21 protein-coding genes and 1 riboswitch are annotated in these 22,694 nt (G+C 56.1%); of the genes, 10 read left to right on the forward strand and 11 right to left on the reverse strand.

Features of this window, described 5'->3' with window-relative positions:
• Positions 1–181: 181 nt before the first annotated feature.
• Positions 182–442, forward strand: coding sequence for a DUF1471 family protein YbiJ (gene ybiJ, locus ACW14G_RS17545; protein WP_064548464.1), 261 nt, complete (start codon positions 182–184; stop codon positions 440–442).
• Between the two features lie 183 nt (positions 443–625).
• Here the strand turns inward: ybiJ and ybiB are convergent, their stop codons facing one another.
• The 3 genes from ybiB to rhlE form a co-directional block, all read right to left on the reverse strand.
• The gene (gene ybiB, locus ACW14G_RS17550; protein ID WP_163447070.1) at positions 626–1,594 is read right to left on the reverse strand and encodes a DNA-binding protein YbiB; all 969 of its coding nucleotides are present in this window, start codon (positions 1,592–1,594) and stop codon (positions 626–628) included.
• Positions 1,595–1,646: 52 nt separating this feature from the next.
• The gene (gene dinG, locus ACW14G_RS17555) at positions 1,647–3,785 is read right to left on the reverse strand and encodes an ATP-dependent DNA helicase DinG (protein ID WP_163447073.1); all 2,139 of its coding nucleotides are present in this window, start codon (positions 3,783–3,785) and stop codon (positions 1,647–1,649) included.
• Between the two features lie 96 nt (positions 3,786–3,881).
• Entirely contained in the window at positions 3,882–5,258 is a 1,377-nt protein-coding gene (gene rhlE / locus ACW14G_RS17560; RefSeq protein WP_163447075.1) for an ATP-dependent RNA helicase RhlE, read from the reverse strand.
• 228 nt (positions 5,259–5,486) lie between these two features.
• Between rhlE and cecR the strand changes: the two genes are divergently transcribed.
• The 5 genes from cecR to ACW14G_RS17585 all read left to right on the forward strand — a co-directional run bounded on the left by cecR (position 5,487) and on the right by ACW14G_RS17585 (position 11,216).
• On the forward strand, positions 5,487–6,164 hold the full coding sequence (gene cecR / locus ACW14G_RS17565) for a transcriptional regulator CecR (protein WP_163447125.1): 678 nt from the start codon (positions 5,487–5,489) through the stop codon (positions 6,162–6,164).
• The gene (gene hlyD / locus ACW14G_RS17570; protein ID WP_167576356.1) at positions 6,161–7,156 is read left to right on the forward strand and encodes a secretion protein HlyD; all 996 of its coding nucleotides are present in this window, start codon (positions 6,161–6,163) and stop codon (positions 7,154–7,156) included. The genes cecR and hlyD overlap by 4 nt, the downstream gene beginning before the upstream one ends.
• Entirely contained in the window at positions 7,149–8,888 is a 1,740-nt protein-coding gene (locus ACW14G_RS17575; RefSeq protein WP_249022129.1) for an ATP-binding cassette domain-containing protein, read from the forward strand. The genes hlyD and ACW14G_RS17575 overlap by 8 nt, the downstream gene beginning before the upstream one ends.
• Complete coding sequence (locus tag ACW14G_RS17580; RefSeq protein WP_065355571.1) at positions 8,878–10,011, forward strand: ABC transporter permease; 1,134 nt, start codon at positions 8,878–8,880, stop codon at positions 10,009–10,011. Before ACW14G_RS17575 ends, ACW14G_RS17580 begins: the two co-directional genes overlap by 11 nt.
• A 98-nt stretch (positions 10,012–10,109) precedes the next feature.
• Complete coding sequence (locus ACW14G_RS17585; RefSeq protein WP_249022130.1) at positions 10,110–11,216, forward strand: ABC transporter permease; 1,107 nt, start codon at positions 10,110–10,112, stop codon at positions 11,214–11,216.
• On the opposite strand, the gene ACW14G_RS17590 is transcribed toward ACW14G_RS17585, so the two are convergent.
• The 7 genes from ACW14G_RS17590 to moaA form a co-directional block, all read right to left on the reverse strand.
• A complete protein-coding gene (locus ACW14G_RS17590) occupies positions 11,178–11,588 on the reverse strand; it encodes a YbhQ family protein (RefSeq protein WP_163447083.1) in 411 nt (136 codons plus the stop codon). The two genes, ACW14G_RS17585 and ACW14G_RS17590, sit on opposite strands and share 39 nt — an antisense overlap.
• A gap of 284 nt (positions 11,589–11,872) precedes the next feature.
• Positions 11,873–12,577 (reverse strand): Bax inhibitor-1/YccA family protein, encoded by a 705-nt coding sequence (locus tag ACW14G_RS17595; RefSeq protein WP_249022131.1) that lies wholly within the window; start codon positions 12,575–12,577, stop codon positions 11,873–11,875.
• Between the two features lie 42 nt (positions 12,578–12,619).
• A complete protein-coding gene (moaE, locus tag ACW14G_RS17600; RefSeq protein WP_064548441.1) occupies positions 12,620–13,072 on the reverse strand; it encodes a molybdopterin synthase catalytic subunit MoaE in 453 nt (150 codons plus the stop codon).
• A 1-nt stretch (position 13,073) separates the two neighbouring features.
• Complete coding sequence (moaD, locus tag ACW14G_RS17605) at positions 13,074–13,319, reverse strand: molybdopterin synthase sulfur carrier subunit (RefSeq protein ID WP_064548439.1); 246 nt, start codon at positions 13,317–13,319, stop codon at positions 13,074–13,076.
• Entirely contained in the window at positions 13,312–13,797 is a 486-nt protein-coding gene (gene moaC / locus ACW14G_RS17610; RefSeq protein WP_167576360.1) for a cyclic pyranopterin monophosphate synthase MoaC, read from the reverse strand. The genes moaD and moaC overlap by 8 nt, the downstream gene beginning before the upstream one ends.
• A 3-nt stretch (positions 13,798–13,800) precedes the next feature.
• Positions 13,801–14,313: a molybdenum cofactor biosynthesis protein B gene (moaB, locus tag ACW14G_RS17615; protein ID WP_163447091.1), complete on the reverse strand. Its 513-nt coding sequence runs from the start codon at positions 14,311–14,313 to the stop codon at positions 13,801–13,803.
• A 22-nt stretch (positions 14,314–14,335) separates the two neighbouring features.
• Positions 14,336–15,325 (reverse strand): GTP 3',8-cyclase MoaA, encoded by a 990-nt coding sequence (gene moaA / locus ACW14G_RS17620; RefSeq protein WP_167576361.1) that lies wholly within the window; start codon positions 15,323–15,325, stop codon positions 14,336–14,338.
• Positions 15,313–15,449, reverse strand: a riboswitch (molybdenum cofactor riboswitch). It overlaps the preceding gene by 13 nt.
• 241 nt (positions 15,450–15,690) lie before the next feature.
• Between moaA and yvcK the strand changes: the two genes are divergently transcribed.
• The 4 genes from yvcK to pmrB are packed head-to-tail and all read left to right on the forward strand — an operon-like array spanning position 15,691 to position 20,069.
• Positions 15,691–16,614 carry a uridine diphosphate-N-acetylglucosamine-binding protein YvcK gene (yvcK, locus tag ACW14G_RS17625; protein WP_249022132.1) on the forward strand — a complete coding sequence of 308 codons (924 nt, stop codon included), beginning with the start codon at positions 15,691–15,693 and terminating at the stop codon, positions 16,612–16,614.
• 58 nt (positions 16,615–16,672) lie between these two features.
• Positions 16,673–18,304, forward strand: a complete 1,632-nt coding sequence (gene eptA, locus ACW14G_RS17630) for a phosphoethanolamine transferase EptA (protein WP_249022133.1) — start codon at positions 16,673–16,675, stop codon at positions 18,302–18,304.
• Between the two features lie 10 nt (positions 18,305–18,314).
• Positions 18,315–18,986 carry a two-component system response regulator PmrA gene (gene pmrA, locus ACW14G_RS17635; protein ID WP_163447099.1) on the forward strand — a complete coding sequence of 224 codons (672 nt, stop codon included), beginning with the start codon at positions 18,315–18,317 and terminating at the stop codon, positions 18,984–18,986.
• A gap of 3 nt (positions 18,987–18,989) precedes the next feature.
• A complete protein-coding gene (gene pmrB, locus ACW14G_RS17640; protein ID WP_249022134.1) occupies positions 18,990–20,069 on the forward strand; it encodes a two-component system sensor histidine kinase PmrB in 1,080 nt (359 codons plus the stop codon).
• A 319-nt stretch (positions 20,070–20,388) separates the two neighbouring features.
• On the opposite strand, the gene uvrB is transcribed toward pmrB, so the two are convergent.
• Positions 20,389–22,413, reverse strand: a complete 2,025-nt coding sequence (gene uvrB, locus ACW14G_RS17645) for an excinuclease ABC subunit UvrB (protein ID WP_163447102.1) — start codon at positions 22,411–22,413, stop codon at positions 20,389–20,391.
• Positions 22,414–22,694: the final 281 nt, after the last annotated feature.

Raw genomic sequence — 22,694 nt, forward strand, 5'->3', positions numbered from 1 at the left:
ACGCCAAACGTATTTAAACCGTGAATATTTTATTAATAATCAATAAATAAATAATCATTCAATTTTTTTGATTATGGACATCAATTCTCTTCGATTTATTCCACCAAATAAAAACGTGATACTTATCACATCGACGAAGACATCGTCCCCCGAACGGAACAACCTGCGAGAGATTAATATTATGAAAAACGTTAAATATGCTGTTGCTGCTATCGCCCTGTCTGCCCTGTCTTTTGGTGCTTTCGCTGCCCAACCAGTAACTCAGGCACAGGCTCAGAAAATGAATGAAATGGGTACCGTGTCCGTTGACGGCGCGACCACTCTGGATGGTATGGAAGCTCAGCTGGCGCAGAAAGCTGCCGCAGCGGGCGCTACCGGTTATGCCATCACCTCTGCTAACACCAACAACAAAGTTAGCGGTACTGCGGTTATCTACAAATAATCGCCACCCTCTGTTATACCCCGTGAGCTGACCTCTCGCGGGTGCTCCAACCCTCATTGAACTTGTTGATACCCTTTTTTGCCCGGCTGCCACGCCGGGCTTTTTTTTGTCCGGGATTCAGCAAAGAAAAACCCGGGGTCGCTTGCGCTTGCCCGGGCTACGAGAGTGTTGGCTGGATGAGGATTAATACGCCTGCGCGACGCGGGCCAAACCGGCTTCGAGGGAGCTCACTTCACCGGTCGCCAGCAGGCAGCAGGCCATCTGAATCTTCAGCGACTGCGGTACTGGCTCGACACCCGCCACGCAGCGTTCAATCCACTGCGCGGTCGTTTGCGGATCTTTTGCCGTTGGCAGCGCCACCGGCGCATCCGCCTGCTCGCTCTGACGCTCGTTCACCACCCGCGCGCCCGCGGCGTCTATCAGGGTAATCTGAGGACAGCGCAGTGGATTCGCGTACACTTCGCCTTCCGTGCCATGCATCAGTAGACTACGCCCGCCAATATCACTGAAGAACTTCGCCACTTTCCCCACATATTCCGGATGCGAAACGCTGGACAAGCGCAGCGCCGCATCCTCAGCGAACGGCGTTGCCAGCTTGGCCAGCGTATGCGCGCTGTTGCGCACGCCAAGCTGCCAGCGCAGGTTCAACTGACGCTCCAGCGGCGGGCAGAGTGCGCCGACAGGAATATAAACGGGCTGATGGCCGTCAAGCTTCGCCTGCGCCTGGCCGGCGTGACGGGTAGGTTCAACGCCCATGAGCTCAAAAATAGTTTCGGTGATCACTCGGGTAGGATCTTCACTGACCCCATGAACCACCACCGGAAAGCCCAGCTTATGCAGCAACATCGCCAGCAGCGGCGTCAGGTTGGCCTGCTTGCGCGCGCCGTTATAACTCGGGATCACAATCGGCATCGGTTTACCCACTGGCGGGGTCAAACGCATCGTTTTCTGCTGCATCGCTTCATAGAAGCCGAGCATCTCCGCCTCACCTTCCCCCTTAATGCGCATCGACAGCAGAATGGCGCCCATTTCCAGATCCGCAACGTCACCATCAAGCATTCGGGTGTACAGGCCGCGCGCGGTATCCTGATCCAGGTCGCGCGCATGATTTTTACCACGACCGATTTCTTTGATGATTTTGCGATAATCCATTTTCTGCTCCTTTGCTCGTCGTTGTGCGCAACGCCATCCGGCCTACACCGGGCTACCTTTTTTTACGGCGTGAGGGTTTCGCTTTCTGTTTTACTTCCGGCACTTCCGGACGTTCAATCGGGAACACCGGTAACGCATCCAGTAAACGCTTACCGTAGTTTTTGGTCAACAACCGCTTATCGTAGATGATCACTTCGCCCCAACAGCCGTGGCTACGAATTAATCGCCCCACCTGCTGAATCAGGTTAAATGACGCGCTTGGCAGGCTTTGCACCTCAAAGGGATAGCGATTGAGACTCTTAAGCCATTCACCCTCGGTGATGACCACCGGGCTGTCGATGGGCGGAAACGCGATTTTGTGGATGTGCACCTGGCTTAGCAACTCGCCTTTTAAATCCAGCCCCTCGGCAAAAGATTGTAGCCCAACCAACACGCTGCGCTCGCCGCTCTCCACGCGCTTGCGATGTAGCTCCACCAGCCGATAGCGCGGCTGATCGCCCTGCACCAGCAGCATTAGCCGCAGGTCGGTCACGTGCTCAAGGAAGCGCTGCATCGCCCGCCCGCTGGCGAACAGCACCAGCATGCCATGATGCTTCTTACTCTCAACCTGCTCGCGGAAATAGGCCGCCATTTCGGCAATATGCTGCTCTTCGTTTTCCATCAGCGGCTCGTAGCGCATCTGCGGGATCACGATTTTTCCCTGTTCGACGTGGTTAAACGGCGAGTCCAGCGCCACAAAGCGGTCGCCCGCTTTCTCTTTCAACCCGCTCATTTCCTGTAACCGCGAGAAGCTGTTCAGTGAGCGCAATGTGGCCGACGTCACCACAATATGCGGCACGCTGCGCCACAGCAGACGCTCAAGCTGGTCGCTCACGCGAATGCCGACGCAGTGGAACCAGACGTGCATCTGCCCATCGCGTACGTCGCGGGTCGCCCACTTGGTGACCGGCGCGCCCGACGCCTGCGAAAGCGACGCCAGCCGCCACAGTTTGCTCTGGGACTCAAACATGCCCAGCGCGCGATTCATCTGCAAGATAACCCGGTGCAGACGGACAATATCGTGGCTACCGGTTTTCTCACTGAGATCGTTTAAGAACAGCTCCGCCAGCCCGCGCAGCATTTCGGTGAGTTTGGCCAGACGCTGGCATATCTCCATCACTTCATCGGGCAACTCGCCCATCGGGAAGCGGTGTTCGGCTTCCTGAGTTGCAGGGAGATACAGATTAAGAATGTTATTCAGTGAAGCAATCAGCTCGTACAGCTCTTCGCAGTGCGCAGTCAGCCGTTCCGGCAACGCCAGCGGCGGCGTGGTTTTCGGGCGGAACTGCTCCATGCATGTCGCCACCAGCTTGCTGAACAGATCGAGCTGGAGCCGATACCACGGCGCAGTAATTTCGGCGCTCATCTCCAGCGCATCGCGCGCCACGTCCGGCAGGTGATGGCCTTCATCAAGCACCAGCAGCAGGTTTTTCGGTTCCGGCAGTACCGCTTCACTCTCCATCGCCGCCATCACCAGCGCATGGTTAGCCACCACCACTTCGGCTTCCTGAATCTCGCGGCGCGCGACAAAAAACGGGCATTCGCGGTAGTAATGACAGTTACGGTTCAGACAGCTGGCTTTATCCGTACTGAGCCGCCGCCACAGGTCGTCGTCAATGGCGATATCGGTATGATCGCGCAGACCGTCCCACTTATAGCCGTCGAGATCGCCCTTCAGCTTCGCGCAACGCTTCTGTTCTTCCTGGTTGCTCGGCGTCAGCTCATCATCAAGAAACGCGAGCAGATCCTGCTGGTTCGGTTCGCTGCTGGCCAGCGCCGCAAGGTTACGCGGGCAGACGTAGCGGCCACGACCAAAGGCGGCGGTAAAACGTAGATCGGGGATAATTTTGCGCAGCAGCGGCAGATCTTTACTGTAGATCTGATCCTGCAGCGCCACGTTGGCGGTGCTGACCACCAGCGTTTTTTGTTCTTCACGGGCAATCGCAATACCGGGAATCAGATAGGACAAGGTTTTCCCGACGCCGGTCGGCGCTTCAATCGCCAGATGGCGCCCCTCTTCCCCAGCCAGCGTTTTGGCGACGTCCGCAATCATCTGCCGCTGCGGCGCGCGGGGGATAAAGTCGGGGATCTGTTCCTGAAGCGCCTTGTACCAGGCGGCGATTTGCGCTTTCAGCGCGGCGGTCAAAGCCATGAGAAAACCTGAGATACTGTATAAACAGCCACTATTGTGGCATTTTCTGTACGCCGTCGCAAAAAAGAAAGCCCGGCTTTCGGCCGGGCTCGCAATTTACTGTGCTGCTGCGGGTTTACGCGGGCGACGCGGCGGACGTGGCTTATCGCCAGCCGGTTTGCCTTCCGCGCTGCGCGGCTTGGCTTTCGGTGCACCACCGTCGTTGCGACGCGGCTGCTGCTGGCTGCGCCCCGCCCCCTGGCCTTGCCCCTGGTTCTGACCGCGACCACGACCGCCGCCGTTACCGCCGCCACGCTGCTGGCGACCGTTCTGAATCGGCTCGGCCTTAATGGACGGATCCGGCTCGTAACCCGGCAGTGCAATGCGCGGAATTTCTTTCTTCAGCAGGCGCTCAATGTCACGCAGCAGTTTGTGTTCATCAACACAAACCAGCGACAGCGCTTCGCCGGTCGCCGCCGCGCGGCCAGTACGGCCAATACGGTGAACGTAATCTTCCGGCACGTTCGGCAGCTCGTAGTTCACCACGTGCGGCAGCTCTTCAATATCCAGACCGCGCGCGGCGATATCAGTTGCCACCAGCACGCGAATATCGCCGGATTTAAAGTCGGCCAGCGCACGGGTACGCGCACCCTGCGATTTGTTACCGTGGATCGCGGCGCTGCGAATGCCGTCTTTATTCAGCTGCTCCGCCAGATGGTTAGCGCCGTGTTTGGTACGGGTGAACACCAGCACCTGCTGCCAGTTGCCTTCGCCAATCATCTGCGACAGCAGCTCGCGTTTACGCTTTTTATCGACCATATGAACGTGCTGGGTCACCTGCTCGGAAGCGGTGTTACGGCGCGCCACTTCAATTTCCAGCGGGTTGTGCAGCAGTTTTTCCGCCAGACCTTTAATGTCATCGGAGAAGGTCGCGGAGAACAGCAGGTTCTGACGCTTCGCCGGCAGCTTAGTCAACACGCGGCGGATATCGTGGATGAAGCCCATGTCCAGCATACGGTCCGCTTCATCGAGCACCAGAATTTCCACCTGATCGAGCTTGACGGCATTCTGGTGTTCCAGATCCAACAGACGGCCCGGCGTCGCCACCAGCACGTCAACGCCACCGCGCAGCTTCATCATCTGCGGGTTGATGCTCACGCCGCCGAACACCACCAGCGAGCGGATGTTCAGGTATTTACTGTATTCACGCACGTTTTCGCCAATCTGCGCCGCCAGCTCACGGGTTGGGGTGAGGATCAGCGCGCGCACCGGGCGACGGCCCTTCACGTGAGGCTCGCGAGAAACCAGCAGTTGCAGCAACGGCAGGGTAAAGCCTGCGGTTTTACCGGTGCCGGTTTGCGCGCTGGCCATCAGGTCACGGCCCTGCAGTACCGCAGGAATCGCCTGCTGCTGGATGGGGGTGGGTTCGCGATAGCCTTGCTCAGCAACGGCACGCAAAATATCGGGGTTCAGTCCGAGGGAATCAAAAGACATAAATACTCCACACCCACCCCGACCGCATGCGGTGTAGTTTTCGAGGGGATAAAAAAACAGGTAATGACAAAAACCACAATGTCATGAAGGGGCGGAGTGTAGCAGTTTTTGTGATTCACCGCATAAATTATCCCCTTCGCGGTAGAAAACAAGATTATTCACCAGACTGGACAAGCGCAAAAACCCGGCATAATCTTAATCAATCGTTTGATTAATTCTGGTGGCATGATGAATACGACACCGATAACCAGCAAAGGCGAGCAGGCCAAGAGTCAGCTCATCGCCGCCGGGCTCGCCCAGTTTGGCGAGTATGGCCTGCACGCCACCACCCGCGATATTGCCGCTCAGGCCGGGCAGAATATTGCCGCCATCACCTACTATTTTGGCTCAAAAGAAGATTTATACCAGGCCTGCGCCCAGTGGATTGCCGACTTTATCGGCGAAAACTTTCGCGCCCATGCCGAAGCCGCCGAGCAACTGTTTGCCCAGCCGCAGCCGGACAGAGAGGCCATGCGCACCCTGATCCTCCGCGCCTGCCAGAACATGATCTTACTGCTGACCCAGGACGATACCCTTAACCTCAGCAAATTTATCTCTCGCGAGCAGCTGTCGCCGACTGCCGCCTACCAGCGTATCCACGATCAGGTCATTGCCCCGCTGCACGCGCACCTGACCCGGTTGATCGCCGCCTATACTGGCTGCGATGCTAACAGTACGCAGATGATCCTCCACACCCACGCCCTGCTGGGCGAAGTGCTGGCGTTTCGCCTCGGGCGAGAAACCATCCTGATGCGCACCGGCTGGACGCAGTTTGATGCCGACAAAGCCGAGCAAATTTTCCAGGTAGTGACCTGCCATATCGATCTGATCTTGCAAGGATTAACGCAAAGGAGCCTCAACTCATGAAAAAACCGGTGGTTCTGATTCTGGCGGTGGTGGTCATCGTCGCGCTGATTGGCGGCGGCACGTGGTGGTACCAGAGTCGGCAAAACAACGGCCTGACGCTCTATGGCAACGTGGATATTCGTACGGTGAACATGAGCTTCCGCGTCGGCGGCCGCTTGCAGTCATTGACGGTCGACGAAGGCGACGCCATCAAGCAGGGGCAGACCCTCGGTCAACTGGACCAGGCGCCTTATGAAAATGCCCTGATGCAGGCCAAGGCCAACGTCGCGACGGCGCAGGCGCAGTACGACCTGATGATGGCAGGCTACCGGGCGGAAGAAATTGCCCAGGCCGCGGCTTCGGTGAAACAAGCGCAAGCAGCCTACGACTATGCGCAAAGCTATCTCCAGCGCCAGCAGGGATTGTGGAACCGAAAACTGCTGTCGGCCAACGATCTGGAAAACGCCCGCTCGTCCCGCGACCAGGCGCTGGCGACGCTGAAATCGGCACAGGATAAACTCAGCCAGTATCGTGCGGGGAATCGTCCGCAGGAAATTGCCCAGGCGAAAGCCAATCTCGAGCAGGCGCAGGCGCAGCTGGCCCAATCCACTCTCGATCTGCATGACACCGTACTGACCGCCCCCTCTGACGGCACCCTGCTCACCCGAGCGGTTGAACCCGGCAGCATGCTGAGCGCAGGCAGTACCGTACTGACTCTTTCCCTCACCCGTCCGGTGTGGGTCCGCGCCTATGTGGACGAGAAAAATCTCAACCAGGCGCAGCCGGGCCGAGAAATTCTGCTTTATACCGACGGCCGCCCAAATAAGCCGTATCACGGCAAAATTGGTTTTGTCTCCCCGACCGCGGAATTTACCCCGAAGACGGTTGAGACGCCTGATCTCCGTACCGACCTGGTCTACCGTCTGCGTATTATCGTCACCGATGCCGACGACAGCCTGCGACAGGGGATGCCTGTCACGCTTCTGTTCAACGAAGAGTCGCGCCATGAGTGACGGCCAGATTCAGCTACGCGGGCTGGTCAAACAGTTCGCCGGCATGGATAAACCGGCGGTCGCCCGGCTGGACTGCACCATCAACGGCGGCTATGTGACCGGTCTTGTCGGCCCGGACGGCGCGGGAAAAACCACGCTGATGCGCATGCTCGCCGGGCTGCTGAAGCCGGACGAAGGCAGCGCGACCGTGCTCGGGCTGGATCCGATTGCCGACGACAGCGCGCTGCATTCGGTGTTGGGCTATATGCCGCAGAAATTCGGCCTGTATGAAGATTTAACGGTGATGGAAAACCTTAATCTCTATGCCGATCTGCGCAGCGTAACCGGCGACGTCCGCGAAAAAACCTTTGCCCGGCTGTTGGAATTTACCGCCCTGGGGCCGTTTACCGGACGGCTGGCGGGGAAGCTCTCCGGCGGCATGAAGCAGAAGCTGGGGCTGGCCTGTACGCTGGTTGGTGAGCCAAAAGTTTTGCTGTTAGATGAACCCGGCGTCGGCGTCGACCCCATCTCACGCCGTGAACTCTGGGAGATGGTGCACGAGCTGGCGGGCGACGGCATGCTGATCCTCTGGAGCACCTCCTATCTCGACGAAGCCGAACAGTGCCAGGACGTGCTGCTGATGAACGAAGGCGAGCTGTTGTATCAGGGGGAACCCACCGCCCTCACCCGCACCATGGCCGGGCGCAGTTTCTTAATGCACAGCCCGAAGGAAAATAACCGCAAGCTGCTGCAACGGGCGCTGAAACAGGAGATGGTCAGCGACGGCATGATTCAGGGCCGTTCGGTCCGCGTGATCCTTAAAAAATCGGCCACCGCCGAGGCGCTAAAGCAGGCGCCGGGCATGCCTGAACTGGAGATGGAAGAAACCGCGCCGCGATTTGAAGATGCTTTTATTGACCTACTGGGCGGTGCGGGCACCTCGGAATCGCCGCTGGGCGCCATTCTTCACACCGTTGACGGCTCGCCGGATGAAACGGTGATTGAAGCCAAACAGCTCACCAAAAAATTCGGCGATTTCGCCGCCACCGACCACGTTAACTTCGCCGTCAAACGCGGCGAGATCTTCGGCCTGCTGGGGCCGAACGGCGCAGGGAAATCGACCACCTTCAAGATGATGTGCGGGCTGCTGGTGCCCACCTCCGGCAATGCGCTGGTGCTGAACATGGACCTGAAGGTCAGTTCGGGTAAGGCGCGTCAGCATCTCGGCTATATGGCGCAGAAATTTTCGCTGTACGGCAACCTCACCGTCGAGCAAAACCTGCGCTTCTTCTCCGGGGTGTACGGCCTGCGCGGCCGCGCACAGAACGATAAAATCGACAGCATGAGCAACGCTTTCGGTCTGAAAGCCATCGCGCGCCACACCACCGACGCGCTGCCGCTGGGGTTTAAGCAGCGCCTGGCGCTGGCCTGTTCGCTGATGCACGAGCCGGATATTCTGTTCCTTGATGAACCCACCTCGGGCGTAGACCCTCTCACCCGCCGCGAATTCTGGCTGCATATCAACAGCATGGTGGAGAAAGGGGTCACGGTGATGGTCACCACCCACTTTATGGATGAGGCGGAATACTGCGACCGTATCGGCCTGGTCTATCGCGGCAAGCTGATTGCCAGCGGCACGCCGGACGATTTAAAAGCGCAGGCGGCGGATGACCAGCTGCCGGACCCGACCATGGAACAAGCCTTTATCACGCTGATCAACGACTGGGATAAGGAGCATGCCGATGAGCGCTAAGATGCTGTCGTGGCGGCGCGTGCGCGCGCTGTGCGTGAAGGAGACGCGGCAGATTGTCCGCGACCCCAGCAGTTGGCTGATTGCGGTGGTTATCCCGCTGTTGCTGCTGTTTATCTTCGGCTACGGCATTAACCTCGACTCCAGCAAACTGCGCGTTGGCGTACTGCTGGAGCAGCAAAGCCAGGAAGCGCTGGATTTCACCCACACTCTGACCGGCTCCCCCTATATCGACGCCACCATCAGCGACAACCGTCAGCAGCTGATTGAAATGATGCAGGCCGGGCGTATTCGCGGCCTGATCGTCGTGCCGGTTGATTTCGATAAGAAGATGACCCGCGTTGGCGACGACGCGCCGATTCAGGTGATTACCGACGGCAGTGAACCGAATACCGCCAACTTTGTGCAAGGCTACGTTGAGGGTATCTGGCAAATCTGGCAGCAGCAGCGCGCTGAGGATAATGGTCAGGAGTTCGAACCGCTTATCGACGTGCAGACCCGCTATTGGTTTAACCCGGCGGCCATCAGCCAGCATTTTATTATTCCCGGCGCGATCACCATTATTATGACGGTCATTGGCGCGATTCTCACCTCGCTGGTTATTGCCCGCGAATGGGAGCGCGGCACCATGGAAGCGCTGCTTTCCACCGAAGTGACCCGCGTCGAGCTGCTGCTGTGCAAGCTGATTCCCTACTATTTCCTCGGTATGCTGGCGATGCTGCTGTGCATGCTGGTATCGGTGTTTATTCTCGGCGTGCCATACCGTGGCTCGCTGGTGATCCTGTTTTTCATCACCAGCCTGTTTTTGCTCAGCACGCTGGGGATGGGGCTGCTGATTTCCACCATCACCCGCAATCAGTTTAACGCCGCCCAGGTGGCGCTGAACGCCGCGTTTCTGCCGTCGATCATGCTGTCCGGGTTTATTTTCCAGATAGACAGTATGCCCGCGGCCATTCGCGTGGTGACCTATATCATCCCGGCGCGCTATTTTGTCAGCACCCTGCAAAGCCTGTTCCTGGCGGGCAATATTCCCGTGGTACTGATGATTAACACCTTGTTTTTAATCGCTTCGGCGGTGATGTTTATTGGCCTGACGTGGATGAAAACCAAACGTCGATTGGATTAACGCTGGCACTCGTATTTTGCCCGACGGCGCTGCGCTTACCGGGACAACGAGGCTTGTAGGTCGGGCAAGCGAAGCGCACCCGACATGAGGAAAGCACTATGTTTTATCGCTTATGGACGCTTATCCGCAAAGAGCTACAGTCGCTGCTGCGCGAGCCGCAAACCCGCGTCATTCTGATTATGCCGGTGCTGATCCAGGTGCTGTTGTTTCCCTTTGCCGCCACGCTGGAAGTGACCAACGCCACCATCGCCGTCTATAACGAAGACAACGGCAAGCACGCCGTTGAATTGACCCAGCGCTTCGCCCGCGCCAAAGCCTTCACCCACGTGCTGCTGCTGAAAAGCCCGCAGGAGATCCAGCCAACGCTCGACACTCAAAAAGCATTGCTGCTGGTGCGTTTCCCGGCCGATTTTTCCCGTAATCTCGATACCTTCCAGACCGCGCCGATGCAGCTGATACTCGACGGGCGCAACTCTAACAGCGCGCAGATTGCCGCCAACTACCTGCAACAAATCGTCAAGAACTACCAGCAGGAGCTGATGGAGGGCAAAGTAAAACCGAACAACAGTGAACTGGTGGTGCGCAACTGGTACAACCCGAATCTCGACTACAAGTGGTTCGTGGTACCCTCGCTGATCGCCATGATCACCACCATCGGCGTGATGATCGTCACCTCGCTGTCGGTTGCTCGCGAGCGCGAACAGGGTACGCTGGATCAGCTGCTGGTCTCCCCCCTCGCCACCTGGCAAATTTTTGTCGGTAAAGCGGTGCCCGCGCTGATCGTCGCCACGTTCCAGGCCACTATCGTGCTGGCCATCGGCATCTGGGCCTATCAAATTCCTTTCGCCGGTTCGCTGGCGCTGTTTTATTTCACAATGGTGATTTACGGGCTATCACTGGTCGGGTTTGGGCTGCTAATTTCCGCGCTGTGTTCAACGCAGCAGCAGGCGTTTATCGGCGTGTTCGTCTTTATGATGCCAGCGATTCTCTTGTCGGGCTATGTGTCGCCGGTCGAGAACATGCCGGTATGGCTCCAGCATTTAACGTGGATTAACCCGATTCGGCATTTTACCGATATTACCAAGCAGATTTATTTGAAGGATGCGAGTCTGTCGATTGTCTGGGGGAGCCTGTGGCCGCTACTGTTTATAGCGGCCACGACGGGATCAGTGGCGTACACGATGTTTCGCCGCAAGATCGCCTGAGGTTTTTTCTTTCACCAGCAGCGAGAACACGGCTGGCCCAGCGAGAATAACCAGACCGGCCACCGCCAGCAGGTAGTTATTTTGCAGCACGCGCGACAGCAGCCAGACGACAATCATCGCCGCGCCAAAATACCAGGTGGTGGTCAACTCTTCGAGCACGTCGGCGACGTCTCGCCAGCGCTGCTCGTGGTGACGCTGTAGCGCCAGCATCAGTAAAACGGTAACGGCATACACGACGCAGAGACCCAAGCCAACGCGCACCAGCGCGCCGCTCATCCAGCCCATCACCAGCACGGCGACGACCAGCAAATGCAACATAATCTGCCAGCAACTTAGCCCCGTTGCGACACGAACTCGTTGTTGCCACTTCATGGCTTCTCTCCTGAAGAATTTTATTTGCTTATTCAGAGTACCCGAGTGTACGGAAAATTCCGTAAATGTGGTGCTTTTTGTGACGTTGGTGTCACTTTTTCGCTCAGGAAGAAAGCAATTTGTCTGTTTTTAGCGCAATCAATGCCAGCTAAAAAACAACCGCCACGGCGGAGCTCAATTGAGTTACCCATCGGTAAGCAGCTTTTGACGTGCGTTTGAGACCAGAATAAAATCCGAAAAAAATCCCGGAACCAGTCCGGGATCGTTTAATTCACTCAACCTACCTAGCGGCGATTACCAAAAATCCGCAGCAGCATCAGGAACAGGTTGATGAAGTCGAGATACAGCGTGAGCGCGCCGAGAATGGCGTACTTACGCAGATTTGAGGTATCGCGCACGTCAATCTGCTCGCCGATGTTTTTCAGCTTTTGGGTGTCGTAGGCGGTCAGCCCAACAAAGATAATCACGCCGATATAGGTCACCGCCCACATCAACGCTTCACTTTTCAGCCAGAAGTTAACCAGCGAGGCCAGCACGATACCAATCAGCCCCATAAACAGCATGCTGCCCAGGCCGCTGAGATCGCGCTTGGTGGTGTAACCGTAAAGGCTCATAATGCCGAACATCCCGCCGGTGACCACGAAGGTACTGGCGATGGATGAGTAGGTGTAGACGATGAAAATGCTCGATAGCGTCAGCCCGGTGAGCGCCGAGTAGAGCATAAACAGCGTGGTCGCCATGCCCGCACTTAAACGCTGCACCATGCCGGAAAGCACGAATACCAGCGCCAGTTGGGCGATGATCAGGCCGAAGAAGGTGATTTTGCTGGAGAAAACAAACATCATCACCGCCGGCGTATTCGCCGCGTACCACGCAATAAACGCGGTCAGCAGCAGCCCGCAGGTCATCCAGCCGTAAACCTGAGCCATATAGGTTTGCAGACCGCTACGGGCCTGCACGATTGAATCAGAGCGAGGGAATCGGTCCATGACGTTCTCCTGAATTAATGAAAGCCTGAAGTAAGTGTAACGCTACCAACGCTCGGCTGCCTGTTTATCGCTGTCGCGCGCTTCCACCCAGCGCTCGCCTTCCGGTGTCGCTTCACGCTTCCAGAACGGCGCGCGGGTCTTTAGATAGTCCATGATAAATTCACCGGCGTCAAAGGCGCTACCGCGATGGGCGCTGGTGACGCCGACAAAGACAATCTCTTCGCCCGGCCACATCTCGCCGATGCGGTGAATCACGGTGACGCGGCCCAGCGGCCAGCGTTCACGGGCGGCGTCGACGATTTCCGCCAGCGCTTTTTCGGTCATACCCGGGTAGTGCTCGAGGCTCAGCGCCTTCACGCTATCGCCAAGATTATGGTTACGCACTTTCCCGGTAAATGTCACCACCGCGCCATCTTCATCGCGTTCAGCCAGCCAGGGATATTCATCGCCAACGCTAAAGCGTTCATGGCGAACGATAATACGGGTTTCGCTCATGTTACCCTCCCGTCACCGGCGGGAAAAACGCCACTTCATCACCATCGGTAACCGGATGATCGAAACTCACCAGCGTCTGGTTCACCGCCGCCAGCAGCTTGCCCTCTTCGAGGGCCAACGACCAGCGCCCTTCCTGCGCGGCCAGATGCTGACGCACAGCTTCCACATTGGCAAATTCAGGCGCCAGCGCCAGCGAGTCCACGCCCACCAGCTCACGAACCTGAGCAAAAAACAGCACATTAATCATGAGTATCCGCCTTGAAATCACCCGATTTACCGCCGCTTTTCGCCAGCAGGCGAACCGGGCCAATAACCATATCTTTTTGCACCGCCTTACACATGTCATAGATGGTCAACGCCGCGACCGATGCGGCGGTCAGCGCTTCCATTTCGACGCCGGTTTTCCCGGTGAGGCGACAGAGTGATTCAATGCGCACGCGGTGGTGTTCCGGCTCCGCCAGCAGGTTCACTTCCACCTTGCTCAGCATCAGCGGGTGACAAAGTGGGATAAGATCCCAGGTGCGCTTAGCCGCCTGAATCCCGGCGATACGCGCGGTGGCGAACACATCGCCCTTGTGGTGGCTGCCTTCAATAATCATCGCCAGGGTTTCCGGCTGCATGGTGACAAACGCTTCAGCGCGCGCTTCGCGGACGGTTTCGGTCTTGGCGGAGACATCCACCATGTGGGCTTCACCCGCTGCGTTAATATGGGTCAGTTGCGACATCGTTTATTTCTTCAGATGAGGGTGGAAGTTACACGGACGGGTACGAGCATCCAGCTGCGGGGCAATAATGTTATCCCACGCGGTGCGGCAGGCTTTGGTCGAACCCGGCATCGCAAAAATCAGCGTCCGGTTGGCCATCCCGGCAACGGCGCGCGATTGCAGCGTGGCGGTACCAATCTCCTCGAAAGAGAGCATGCGGAACACTTCGCCAAAGCCTTCGATTTCGCGGTCAAACAGCGGCAGCAGCGCTTCCGGCGCCTGATCGCCATCGGTCAGCCCGGTGCCACCGGTGATCAACACCACCTGCACGTCGTCACGGGCAATCCAGGCAGAAACCTGGGCACGAATCTGATAGCGGTTCTCTTTGACGATCGCCTTATCGACAATCTGATGTCCGGCCTCGTGGGCCGCATCGCGCAGGAAGTGCCCGGAGGTGTCATCCTCCTCGCCGCGACGGTTGGAAATAGTAAGAATAGCAATGCGTGTCGGGATAAATTCAGCGCTCACCTGACTCATTTAATAGCTCCTTGATAGCCAATTATCCGCCGATATAGGATAAATTCTGGGTAATGCCGGTATTGCCCTGGTGCAGGAAGTGGGTCTGTTTTTTATGCGTCAGGGCTTCAGCAATACGCTCTTCCAACGCCTGTTGCTGGGCGTCATCGGCCAGCAGTTCGCGCAGGTCAACGCCGCCGTCGCCAAACAGACACAGATGCAATTTCCCAACGGACGATACGCGCAGACGGTTACAGCTGGCGCAGAAGTCTTTTTCATACGGCATGATTAAGCCGATTTCCCCTTCATAGTCGGGGTGACAGAAAACCTGCGCCGGGCCGTCGCTGCGCTGACGGATCTGATGGATCCAGCCTCGCTTAAGCAGTTCGTCGCGCAGCACCATGCCCGAGATATGGTGCTTACGGAACAGCTCGCTGCCCTCGCCGGTTTCCATCAGTTCAATAAAGCGAAGTTGAATGCGGCGCGGTTTGATCCACGCCAGAAAGGTGTCGAGCTGGTGATGGTTCACGTCGCGCATCAGCACGGTGTTGACCTTCACTTTTTCAAAGCCGGCGGTGAAGGCGGCATCGATGCCCTCCATCACCTGGCGGAATTTGTCCTGACCCGTGATGGCGTGGAACTGACGCGCATCAAGGCTATCAACGCTCACGTTGAGTGCCGTCAACCCGGCATCACGCCAGGCAGCGACATCGCGCGCCATGCGGTAGCCATTGGTGGTCACGGCAATCTGGCGGATAGAGGCGTTTTCTTTTACAGCGGCGATAACGTCGGTAAAGTCACGACGTAACGACGGCTCGCCGCCGGTGAGACGCACTTTTTCCGTTCCCAGCGCCGAAAAGGCACGCGTCACCCGACGAATTTCGTCCAGTGACAGAAATCCTTTGTTGGTGACCCCATTCGGCTGATAGCCGTTCGGCAGGCAATAGGTGCAACGGAAGTTGCAGACGTCGGTAATCGACAGGCGCAGATAGAAAAACCTACGCGCAAACGCATCGGTGAGTTGTAAAGCCATAGACACCTTTCCAAATACGGGAGGCGAGATCATTTCTTCCTTCGCCCTGGCAACGGCGTGACCCGTTGCGGCCAAAGCACCTTATTTTTCAACTTAGGCGCAGAGGCTAGAGTGTTTTGTTCAGCCTGTTGTACACAGCGTGCTGAACCAGGTTATGCCGAATAGTAGCGCGAGAATAACAGTTTCGCCATTTTCGCTTTCGCTATATAAACTTATACATAGCGACACGATCGTGCACTTTCCCTACAGAATACGTAAAAATCACGTTTTTGCATTGATATACGTCATTTTGACCGGTACAGAGCATCGTCTTTTAGTGGTAGTTAGGCTAATGTAAGCGGGTTTTCAGGACATAAGGAAGTTCTATGCGCAATCGCACTTTTGCCGATCTCGACCGCGTGGTGGCGCTCGGCGGCGGCCACGGCCTTGGACGCGTGATGTCATCCCTGTCATCGCTGGGCTCTCGCCTTACCGGTATCGTCACGACCACGGATAATGGCGGGTCTACGGGACGTATTCGTCGTTCAGAGGGCGGCATCGCCTGGGGCGATATGCGTAACTGTCTTAATCAATTAATCACCGAACCCAGCGTAGCGTCGACGATGTTTGAGTATCGTTTTGGCGGCAACGGTGAACTTTCCGGGCATAACCTTGGAAACCTGATGTTAAAGGCGTTAGATCACCTGAGCGTACGCCCTTTAGAGGCGATCAATTTAATCAGAAACCTACTGAAAGTTGAGGCGTATTTAATCCCGATGTCGGAACAGCCGGTCGATTTGATGGCAATCGATAGCGAGGGGCATGAAATCTACGGCGAAGTGAATATCGATCAGCTGACGCTACCGCCGCAGGAGCTGATGCTGACCCCGTCAGTGTCCGCTACCCGCGAAGCAGTACAGGCCATCGCCGAAGCCGATTTAATTCTCATCGGGCCCGGTAGTTTCTACACCAGTCTGCTGCCAATCCTGCTGCTACCGGATATCGCTCAGGCCATGCGCCGCACGCCTGCGCCGATGGTCTACATCGAAAACCTGGGTCGCGAGCACAGCCCTGCGGGCAATCTGACGCTTGCTGACCGCCTTCACCTGCTGGAGCACTATATTGGCAAGCCGGTGATTGATGCCGTGATTGTAGGTCCGAAAGCAGACATCAGTGGCACAGAGGGCAAAGTGGTTATCCAACAGCCGCTGGAGGCTAGCGACATACCCTACCGCCACGATCGCACCCTGTTACGTGCGGCGCTGGAAGAGGCGCTTCAGGCCTTTGGCCGCGCTTCCTTAAAATCTTAAGGTTGTCTTAAAATAGATCGGGCAGCATAACGAGCATCAATCTTCATAGGTTACCGTTATGCTTCGCCTGTTACGTAAACGTCCCGTTGTCAGCCGTCTGACCTACATTATTCTGTTCGCGCTCTATATTGCTCTGGCGCTGAACGTCGTTTTTTATCGTCAGGCATTTAGCCTGCTGCCGGTAGACAGCCTGCACAATACCCTCGTCTTCCTGAGCATGCCGGTAGTCGCTTTTGCGGTGATGGCAATTTGTCTGGCGATTGCGTCGGTTATTCGACTTGAGAAGCTCCTCGTCACGCTGTTTATTCTACTCAGCGCCAGCGCGCAGTATTTTATGAAGAATTACGGTGTGATTATTGACCGTTCAATGATCACCAATATCTTCGATACCACACCCGCCGAGAGCTACGCGCTGCTCTCTGGTCAAATGATTGTCGTGCTGGGTTTAACGGCTCTGCTGTTTATTGCCCTGGCGTGGTGGATTAAAATTAAACCGGCGGCAAACCTGTGGCGCGGCGTGTTAATGCGCGTCGGTACTGTCCTGGTTTCAGCGCTGTTAATCGTACTGGTCGCGGGCCTGTTTTATAAAGATTACGCCTCGCTGTTTCGCAATAATAAAGAGCTGGTGAAATCGTTGAACCCATCAAACAGTATTGTGGCGCTCAACTCCTGGTATTTTCACCACAAGATGGATAATTTGCCGCTGGTAAAAATTGGTGAAGACGCGCAGCAAAAAGCCATCATGAAAAACGGACCGCGTAAGAACCTGACCATTATTGTTCTCGGAGAGACCTCACGCGCCGCAAACTTCTCGCTGGGCGGTTACGATCGCGACACCAACCCACTGTTAGCGAAAGATAACGTGGTCTATTTCCCGAAAACGACCTCTTGCGGTACAGCAACGGCGGTTTCGGTTCCCTGTATGTTCTCCAATATGCCGCGAGCTCGCTATGATGAGTCTTTAGCCCATCATCAGGAAGGCCTGCTCGATATTATTCAGCGCGCGGGAATTCAGGTGCTGTGGAACGACAACGACGGTGGTTGTAAAGGCGCCTGTGACCGCGTACCGCATCAGGATATGACGGCGATGAAGTTACCGGGCCAGTGCATTGACGGCGAATGCTATGACGACGTGCTGTTCCACGACTTAGAAAAAACCATCGACAGCATGCAGGGTGACGGCGTGATTGTGCTGCACACCATCGGCAGCCACGGCCCAACCTATTACAACCGTTACCCGCCGCAGTTCCGTCGTTTTACGCCAACCTGCGACACCAGCGAAATTCAGTCTTGTTCTCAGGAACAGCTGAAAAATACCTACGACAACACCATTCTGTACATTGATTATATTGTCGATAAAGCGATTAACCTGCTGCAATCAAAGCAGGATAAATTTACCACCAGCCTGGTTTATCTTTCCGACCACGGAGAGTCGTTAGGTGAAAATGGCGTTTATCTGCACGGCTTACCGTATTCTATTGCGCCAGAAACGCAAAAACATGTGCCGATGCTGTTATGGTTATCTGACGATTATCAAAAACGCTATGGCGTGAACTACGATTGCCTGCAAAAACAGGCCAAAGAAAATGACTATTCTCAGGATAATCTGTTCTCTACCGTACTGGGTATGACCGGCGTAGAGACAAAGGAATATCATGCAGCGGATGATATATTAGCGACCTGCAAATAGAGGCGAACAGATGAAAATATTAGTCGTTGAAGATGACACGCTGTTACTGCAGGGGCTGATTCTGGCCATGCAGAGTGAAGGATACGCCTGCGACGGTGTTGCCACCGCGCAGCAAGCGGCGCTGAGTCTGGCGAATGGCCACTATAGCCTGGTGGTGCTGGATCTTGGCCTGCCGGATGAAGACGGGCTGCATTTCCTGCATCGTATGCGTCAGGAAAAAATGAGCACCCCGGTGCTGATTCTGACGGCCCGCGATACCCTGGAAGACCGCGTCAGCGGCCTGGATACCGGTGCCGACGACTATCTGATCAAACCCTTTGCGCTCGAAGAGCTCAATGCCCGCATTCGCGCGCTGCTGCGCCGTAATCTCAATCAGGGCGATAACGAGGTGACGGTCGAAAATCTGCGCCTTAACGTCACTCGCCGCCAGGTATGGCTGGACGGCGAACTGCTGGAGCTGACGCCTAAAGAGTACGCCCTACTTTCCCGCCTGATGCTCAAGGCCGGCAGCCCGGTGCACCGCGAGATTCTCTACAACGATATCTACAACTGGGATAATGAACCGGCAACCAACACGCTGGAGGTGCATATCCACAACCTGCGTGACAAAGTGGGTAAGGCCCGTATTCGCACCGTGCGCGGCTTTGGCTACCAGCTGGTTAATTCCAGCCCAACGGAGTAACCCATGGCATTATTCTCCGTTCGCCAATGGCCAATGCGCCACCAGTTGCTGCTGGCGATTGGCCTGATTCTGATCGTATTCCAGCTTATCAGCGTGTTCTGGCTGTGGCATGAGAGCAAAGAGCAGATCGAGCTGGAAGTGGCGATGCTGCTCAACAACCACAACAACGTGAAACATATCCGCCACGAAGTTCGTGAAGCCATAGCCAGTCTGCTGGTGCCAAGCGTGGTAATCATCGGACTGGCGCTGTTTTTGTGTCTACAGGCGGTCAAACGCATCACTCGCCCTCTGGCTGACCTACAGCAAGAGCTGGATCGCCGAACCCCGGGGAATTTACAGCCCATTTATCTACAGCAAACCACCGTTGAGGTTGAAGCGGTCACCAAAGCTATCAACCAACTGGTGGAAAACCTCACCCAAACCCTCGATCGGGAACGCCTGTTCACCGCTGACGTGGCCCATGAGCTCCGAACCCCGCTGGCGGGGTTAAAGCTGCATCTGGAGCTGCTGGAGAAAACGCAGAAACTGAGCCTTGCCCCGCTGATTCAGCGTTTGGATCAGATGACTGAAAGCGTTGCGCAACTGCTACTGCTGGCGCGGGTCGGCCAGTCCTTTTCAGCGGGAAGCTATCAGCAGGTGAATTTGCTGAGTGATGTGCTGGAACCGCTTAAGGACGAGCTGGAAACGATGCTGGAGGTGCGGGCGCAGAAGTTAGTCATTGCTGAGCCGACACCCACGGTAACCGTTGCCGGTGATGCAACGCTGCTGCGCCTGATGGTTCGTAATCTGGTAGAGAATGCACATCGCTACAGCCCAAAATCAACCACCATTACGCTTTCGCTGGTGGCAGACAGCAAACCGATGTTGATTGTGGAAGATGAAGGGCCAGGAATTGATGAATCGAAAGTAGGCGAGCTGAGCCAGGCTTTTGTGCGCATGGACAGCCGCTATGGCGGCATTGGCCTCGGGCTTAGCATCGTGACGCGCATCGCCCAGCTGCATGAAGCGGCGTTCTTCCTGCAAAACCGCGAAAACACAACCGGGACGCGGGCGTGGGTAGAGTTTTTGCCGACAAAGCGCTAAGAGAAGTCAGTAGCTCAACAGCCAGTGGCTCAGGAAACCGGCAACGATGGCAACGGAGACGAGTAAGGTAAATAACTGCTGGAAATTCAGATTCGACATGACGCTACCCCTAATAATTTTAAGGATAGTATCAGCAGAATAGATTAAGTGAACATTAAGGCAGATTGCTGGCTCGTGATGGCTACCGCAATTTAGATAAATAATGCCTGATACGCCGCCCGTAGGCCGGATAAGGCGTTTGCGCCGCCATCCGGCACCTGAGCCGAACGGCACGATAGCGCTAACGTTTATCAGGCCAACTCGATATTTTCGCTGCGGATCACGACGCTGCGATAAACAGTTCACGCAGTTGATGCAAACGGTCGCGAATTTCTGCCGCTTCTTCAAACTCGAGGTTCTGCGCGTGTTTCAGCATCTGCGCCTCCAGCGTTTGAATCTGCTGCTGGAGCGCTTTCGGCGTCAGCGCTTTCACGTCTGGCTCAACGATTGGCGAGGCAGAACGAGACTTGCCGCGCCCCTTCGCTTTCGTTTTGGCCAGCCCCTCACCCATCGCCAGAATATCGACAACGTCTTTCACCAGCCCCTGAGGCACGATGCCGTGCTCTTCGTTGTAGCGTTCCTGCTTCTCGCGACGGCGTTCCGTTTCGCCAATCGCCTTCGCCATTGATGGGGTAATCTTGTCGCCGTAGAGAATGGCCTTACCGTTGATATTACGCGCGGCACGGCCAATGGTCTGAATCAGCGAACGTTCCGAACGCAGGAAGCCCTCTTTGTCGGCATCGAGAATCGCCACCAGCGAGACTTCCGGCATATCCAGGCCTTCACGCAGCAAGTTGATACCCACCAGCACGTCAAACTCGCCCAAACGTAAATCCCGAATGATCTCCATACGTTCAACGGTGTCGATATCGGAGTGCAGGTAACGTACGCGCTCACCGTGTTCTTCGAGATATTCCGTCAGGTCTTCCGCCATGCGTTTGGTCAGGGTCGTCACCAACACGCGTTCGTTGATAACCGAGCGCTTGCGAATTTCTGACAGCAGATCATCCACCTGAGTCGCCACCGGGCGTACCTCAATCAACGGATCAAGCAGGCCGGTTGGACGCACCACCTGGTCGATAACTTCGCCGCCGGATTTCTCCAGCTCGTAGTTACCCGGCGTTGCCGAAACATAGATGGTTTGCGGCGCCAGCGCTTCAAATTCTTCGAACTTCAACGGGCGGTTGTCGAGCGCCGACGGCAGACGGAAGCCGTACTCGACCAGTGTCTCTTTGCGCGCCCGGTCGCCGCGGTACATGCCGCCAATTTGCGGAATGGTGACGTGCGATTCATCAATCACCAGCAGGCCGTCCGCCGGCAGATAATCGAACAACGTCGGCGGTGGCTCGCCCGGCCCGCGCCCGGAAAGGAAGCGTGAGTAGTTTTCAATGCCCGAGCAGTAGCCAAGCTCGTTCATCATTTCAAGATCGAACTGAGTACGCTGGCTCAGACGCTGCTCTTCGAGCAGCTTGTTATTTTCCAGCAGCACCTTGCGGCGCTCTGCCAGCTCAACCTTGATATCTTCCATCGCCTGGACAATGCGCTCACGCGGCGTGACGTAGTGCGATTTCGGGTAGATGGTGAAGCGCTGAATGGTTGACTCGACGTGCCCGGTTAGCGGATCGAACAGCGAGAGGCGCTCGACCTCTTCATCAAACAGCTCAACGCGCAGCGCCAGATCGTCAGACTCTGCCGGGAAGATATCAATCACCTCGCCGCGTACGCGGAAGGTCGCGCGCTGGAACGCCTGATCGTTGCGGGTGTACTGCAGCTCAGCCAGACGACGCAGAATTGAACGCTGGTCGATAATCATGCCGACCGTCAGGTGCAGCATCATTTTCAAATAGAGATCGGGATCGCCCAGGCCGTAAATCGCCGACACCGAGGCCACCACCACGACATCGCGGCGCTCAAGCAGCGCTTTGGTGGCGGACAGACGCATCTGCTCGATGTGTTCGTTCACCGAGGCGTCTTTTTCGATAAAGGTGTCGGAGCTGGGAACGTAGGCTTCTGGCTGGTAGTAATCGTAGTAGGAGACAAAATACTCCACCGCGTTTTCCGGAAAGAATGCCTTCATTTCGCCATAGAGCTGCGCGGCCAGCGTTTTGTTCGGCGCCAGCACCATCGTCGGACGCTGGAGATCGGCAATGACGTTGGCCACAGTAAAGGTTTTCCCCGACCCGGTAACGCCCAGCAGCGTCTGGTGCGCGAGGCCGTCCTCCAGCCCCTCTTTCAGACGTGAGATGGCTACCGGCTGGTCGCCGGAAGGGCTGAACGCGGAATGTAATTTAAAGGGTTTACTCATGGGCAACGCTACCTGATAACGGATGGGTCGGGCTGGAGATTAATTCTACTCGCCGCCTGCCAAATTGCCAATAAAAAACACTGGATATAAAAACAGTAATCTATTATCGTATTTTGGGCAAAACAGGTTGCGGCATGCGTCACAGGCGAAAATTTATCCTCTGACAACATAAAACACCAGTTGAACCGGGTTATCCCCAGAACTTTTTCTCTTTTAACATTTGTCAATATCGGTCATGAAAGTTTTATGGCAATCCGCAGCACTTTTTATTACGCCATTGC

This window comes from Kluyvera sp., from assembly GCF_965301105.1.

Coding starts and splice junctions, on each gene's coding strand:
- eptA (WP_249022133.1), top strand. CDS start 16,673: ATGCTTCGCCTGTTACGTAAACGTCCCGTTGTCAGCCGTCTGACCTAC.
- moaC (WP_167576360.1), bottom strand. CDS start 13,797: ATGTCGCAACTGACCCATATTAACGCAGCGGGTGAAGCCCACATGGTG.
- ACW14G_RS17595 (WP_249022131.1), bottom strand. CDS start 12,577: ATGGACCGATTCCCTCGCTCTGATTCAATCGTGCAGGCCCGTAGCGGT.
- uvrB (WP_163447102.1), bottom strand. CDS start 22,413: ATGAGTAAACCCTTTAAATTACATTCCGCGTTCAGCCCTTCCGGCGAC.
- hlyD (WP_167576356.1), top strand. CDS start 6,161: ATGAAAAAACCGGTGGTTCTGATTCTGGCGGTGGTGGTCATCGTCGCG.
- ybiB (WP_163447070.1), bottom strand. CDS start 1,594: ATGGATTATCGCAAAATCATCAAAGAAATCGGTCGTGGTAAAAATCAT.
- moaD (WP_064548439.1), bottom strand. CDS start 13,319: ATGATTAATGTGCTGTTTTTTGCTCAGGTTCGTGAGCTGGTGGGCGTG.
- ACW14G_RS17575 (WP_249022129.1), top strand. CDS start 7,149: ATGAGTGACGGCCAGATTCAGCTACGCGGGCTGGTCAAACAGTTCGCC.
- dinG (WP_163447073.1), bottom strand. CDS start 3,785: ATGGCTTTGACCGCCGCGCTGAAAGCGCAAATCGCCGCCTGGTACAAG.
- ybiJ (WP_064548464.1), top strand. CDS start 182: ATGAAAAACGTTAAATATGCTGTTGCTGCTATCGCCCTGTCTGCCCTG.
- rhlE (WP_163447075.1), bottom strand. CDS start 5,258: ATGTCTTTTGATTCCCTCGGACTGAACCCCGATATTTTGCGTGCCGTT.
- pmrA (WP_163447099.1), top strand. CDS start 18,315: ATGAAAATATTAGTCGTTGAAGATGACACGCTGTTACTGCAGGGGCTG.
- ACW14G_RS17580 (WP_065355571.1), top strand. CDS start 8,878: ATGAGCGCTAAGATGCTGTCGTGGCGGCGCGTGCGCGCGCTGTGCGTG.
- ACW14G_RS17585 (WP_249022130.1), top strand. CDS start 10,110: ATGTTTTATCGCTTATGGACGCTTATCCGCAAAGAGCTACAGTCGCTG.
- moaE (WP_064548441.1), bottom strand. CDS start 13,072: ATGAGCGAAACCCGTATTATCGTTCGCCATGAACGCTTTAGCGTTGGC.
- ACW14G_RS17590 (WP_163447083.1), bottom strand. CDS start 11,588: ATGAAGTGGCAACAACGAGTTCGTGTCGCAACGGGGCTAAGTTGCTGG.
- yvcK (WP_249022132.1), top strand. CDS start 15,691: ATGCGCAATCGCACTTTTGCCGATCTCGACCGCGTGGTGGCGCTCGGC.
- moaA (WP_167576361.1), bottom strand. CDS start 15,325: ATGGCTTTACAACTCACCGATGCGTTTGCGCGTAGGTTTTTCTATCTG.
- moaB (WP_163447091.1), bottom strand. CDS start 14,313: ATGAGTCAGGTGAGCGCTGAATTTATCCCGACACGCATTGCTATTCTT.
- pmrB (WP_249022134.1), top strand. CDS start 18,990: ATGGCATTATTCTCCGTTCGCCAATGGCCAATGCGCCACCAGTTGCTG.
- cecR (WP_163447125.1), top strand. CDS start 5,487: ATGAATACGACACCGATAACCAGCAAAGGCGAGCAGGCCAAGAGTCAG.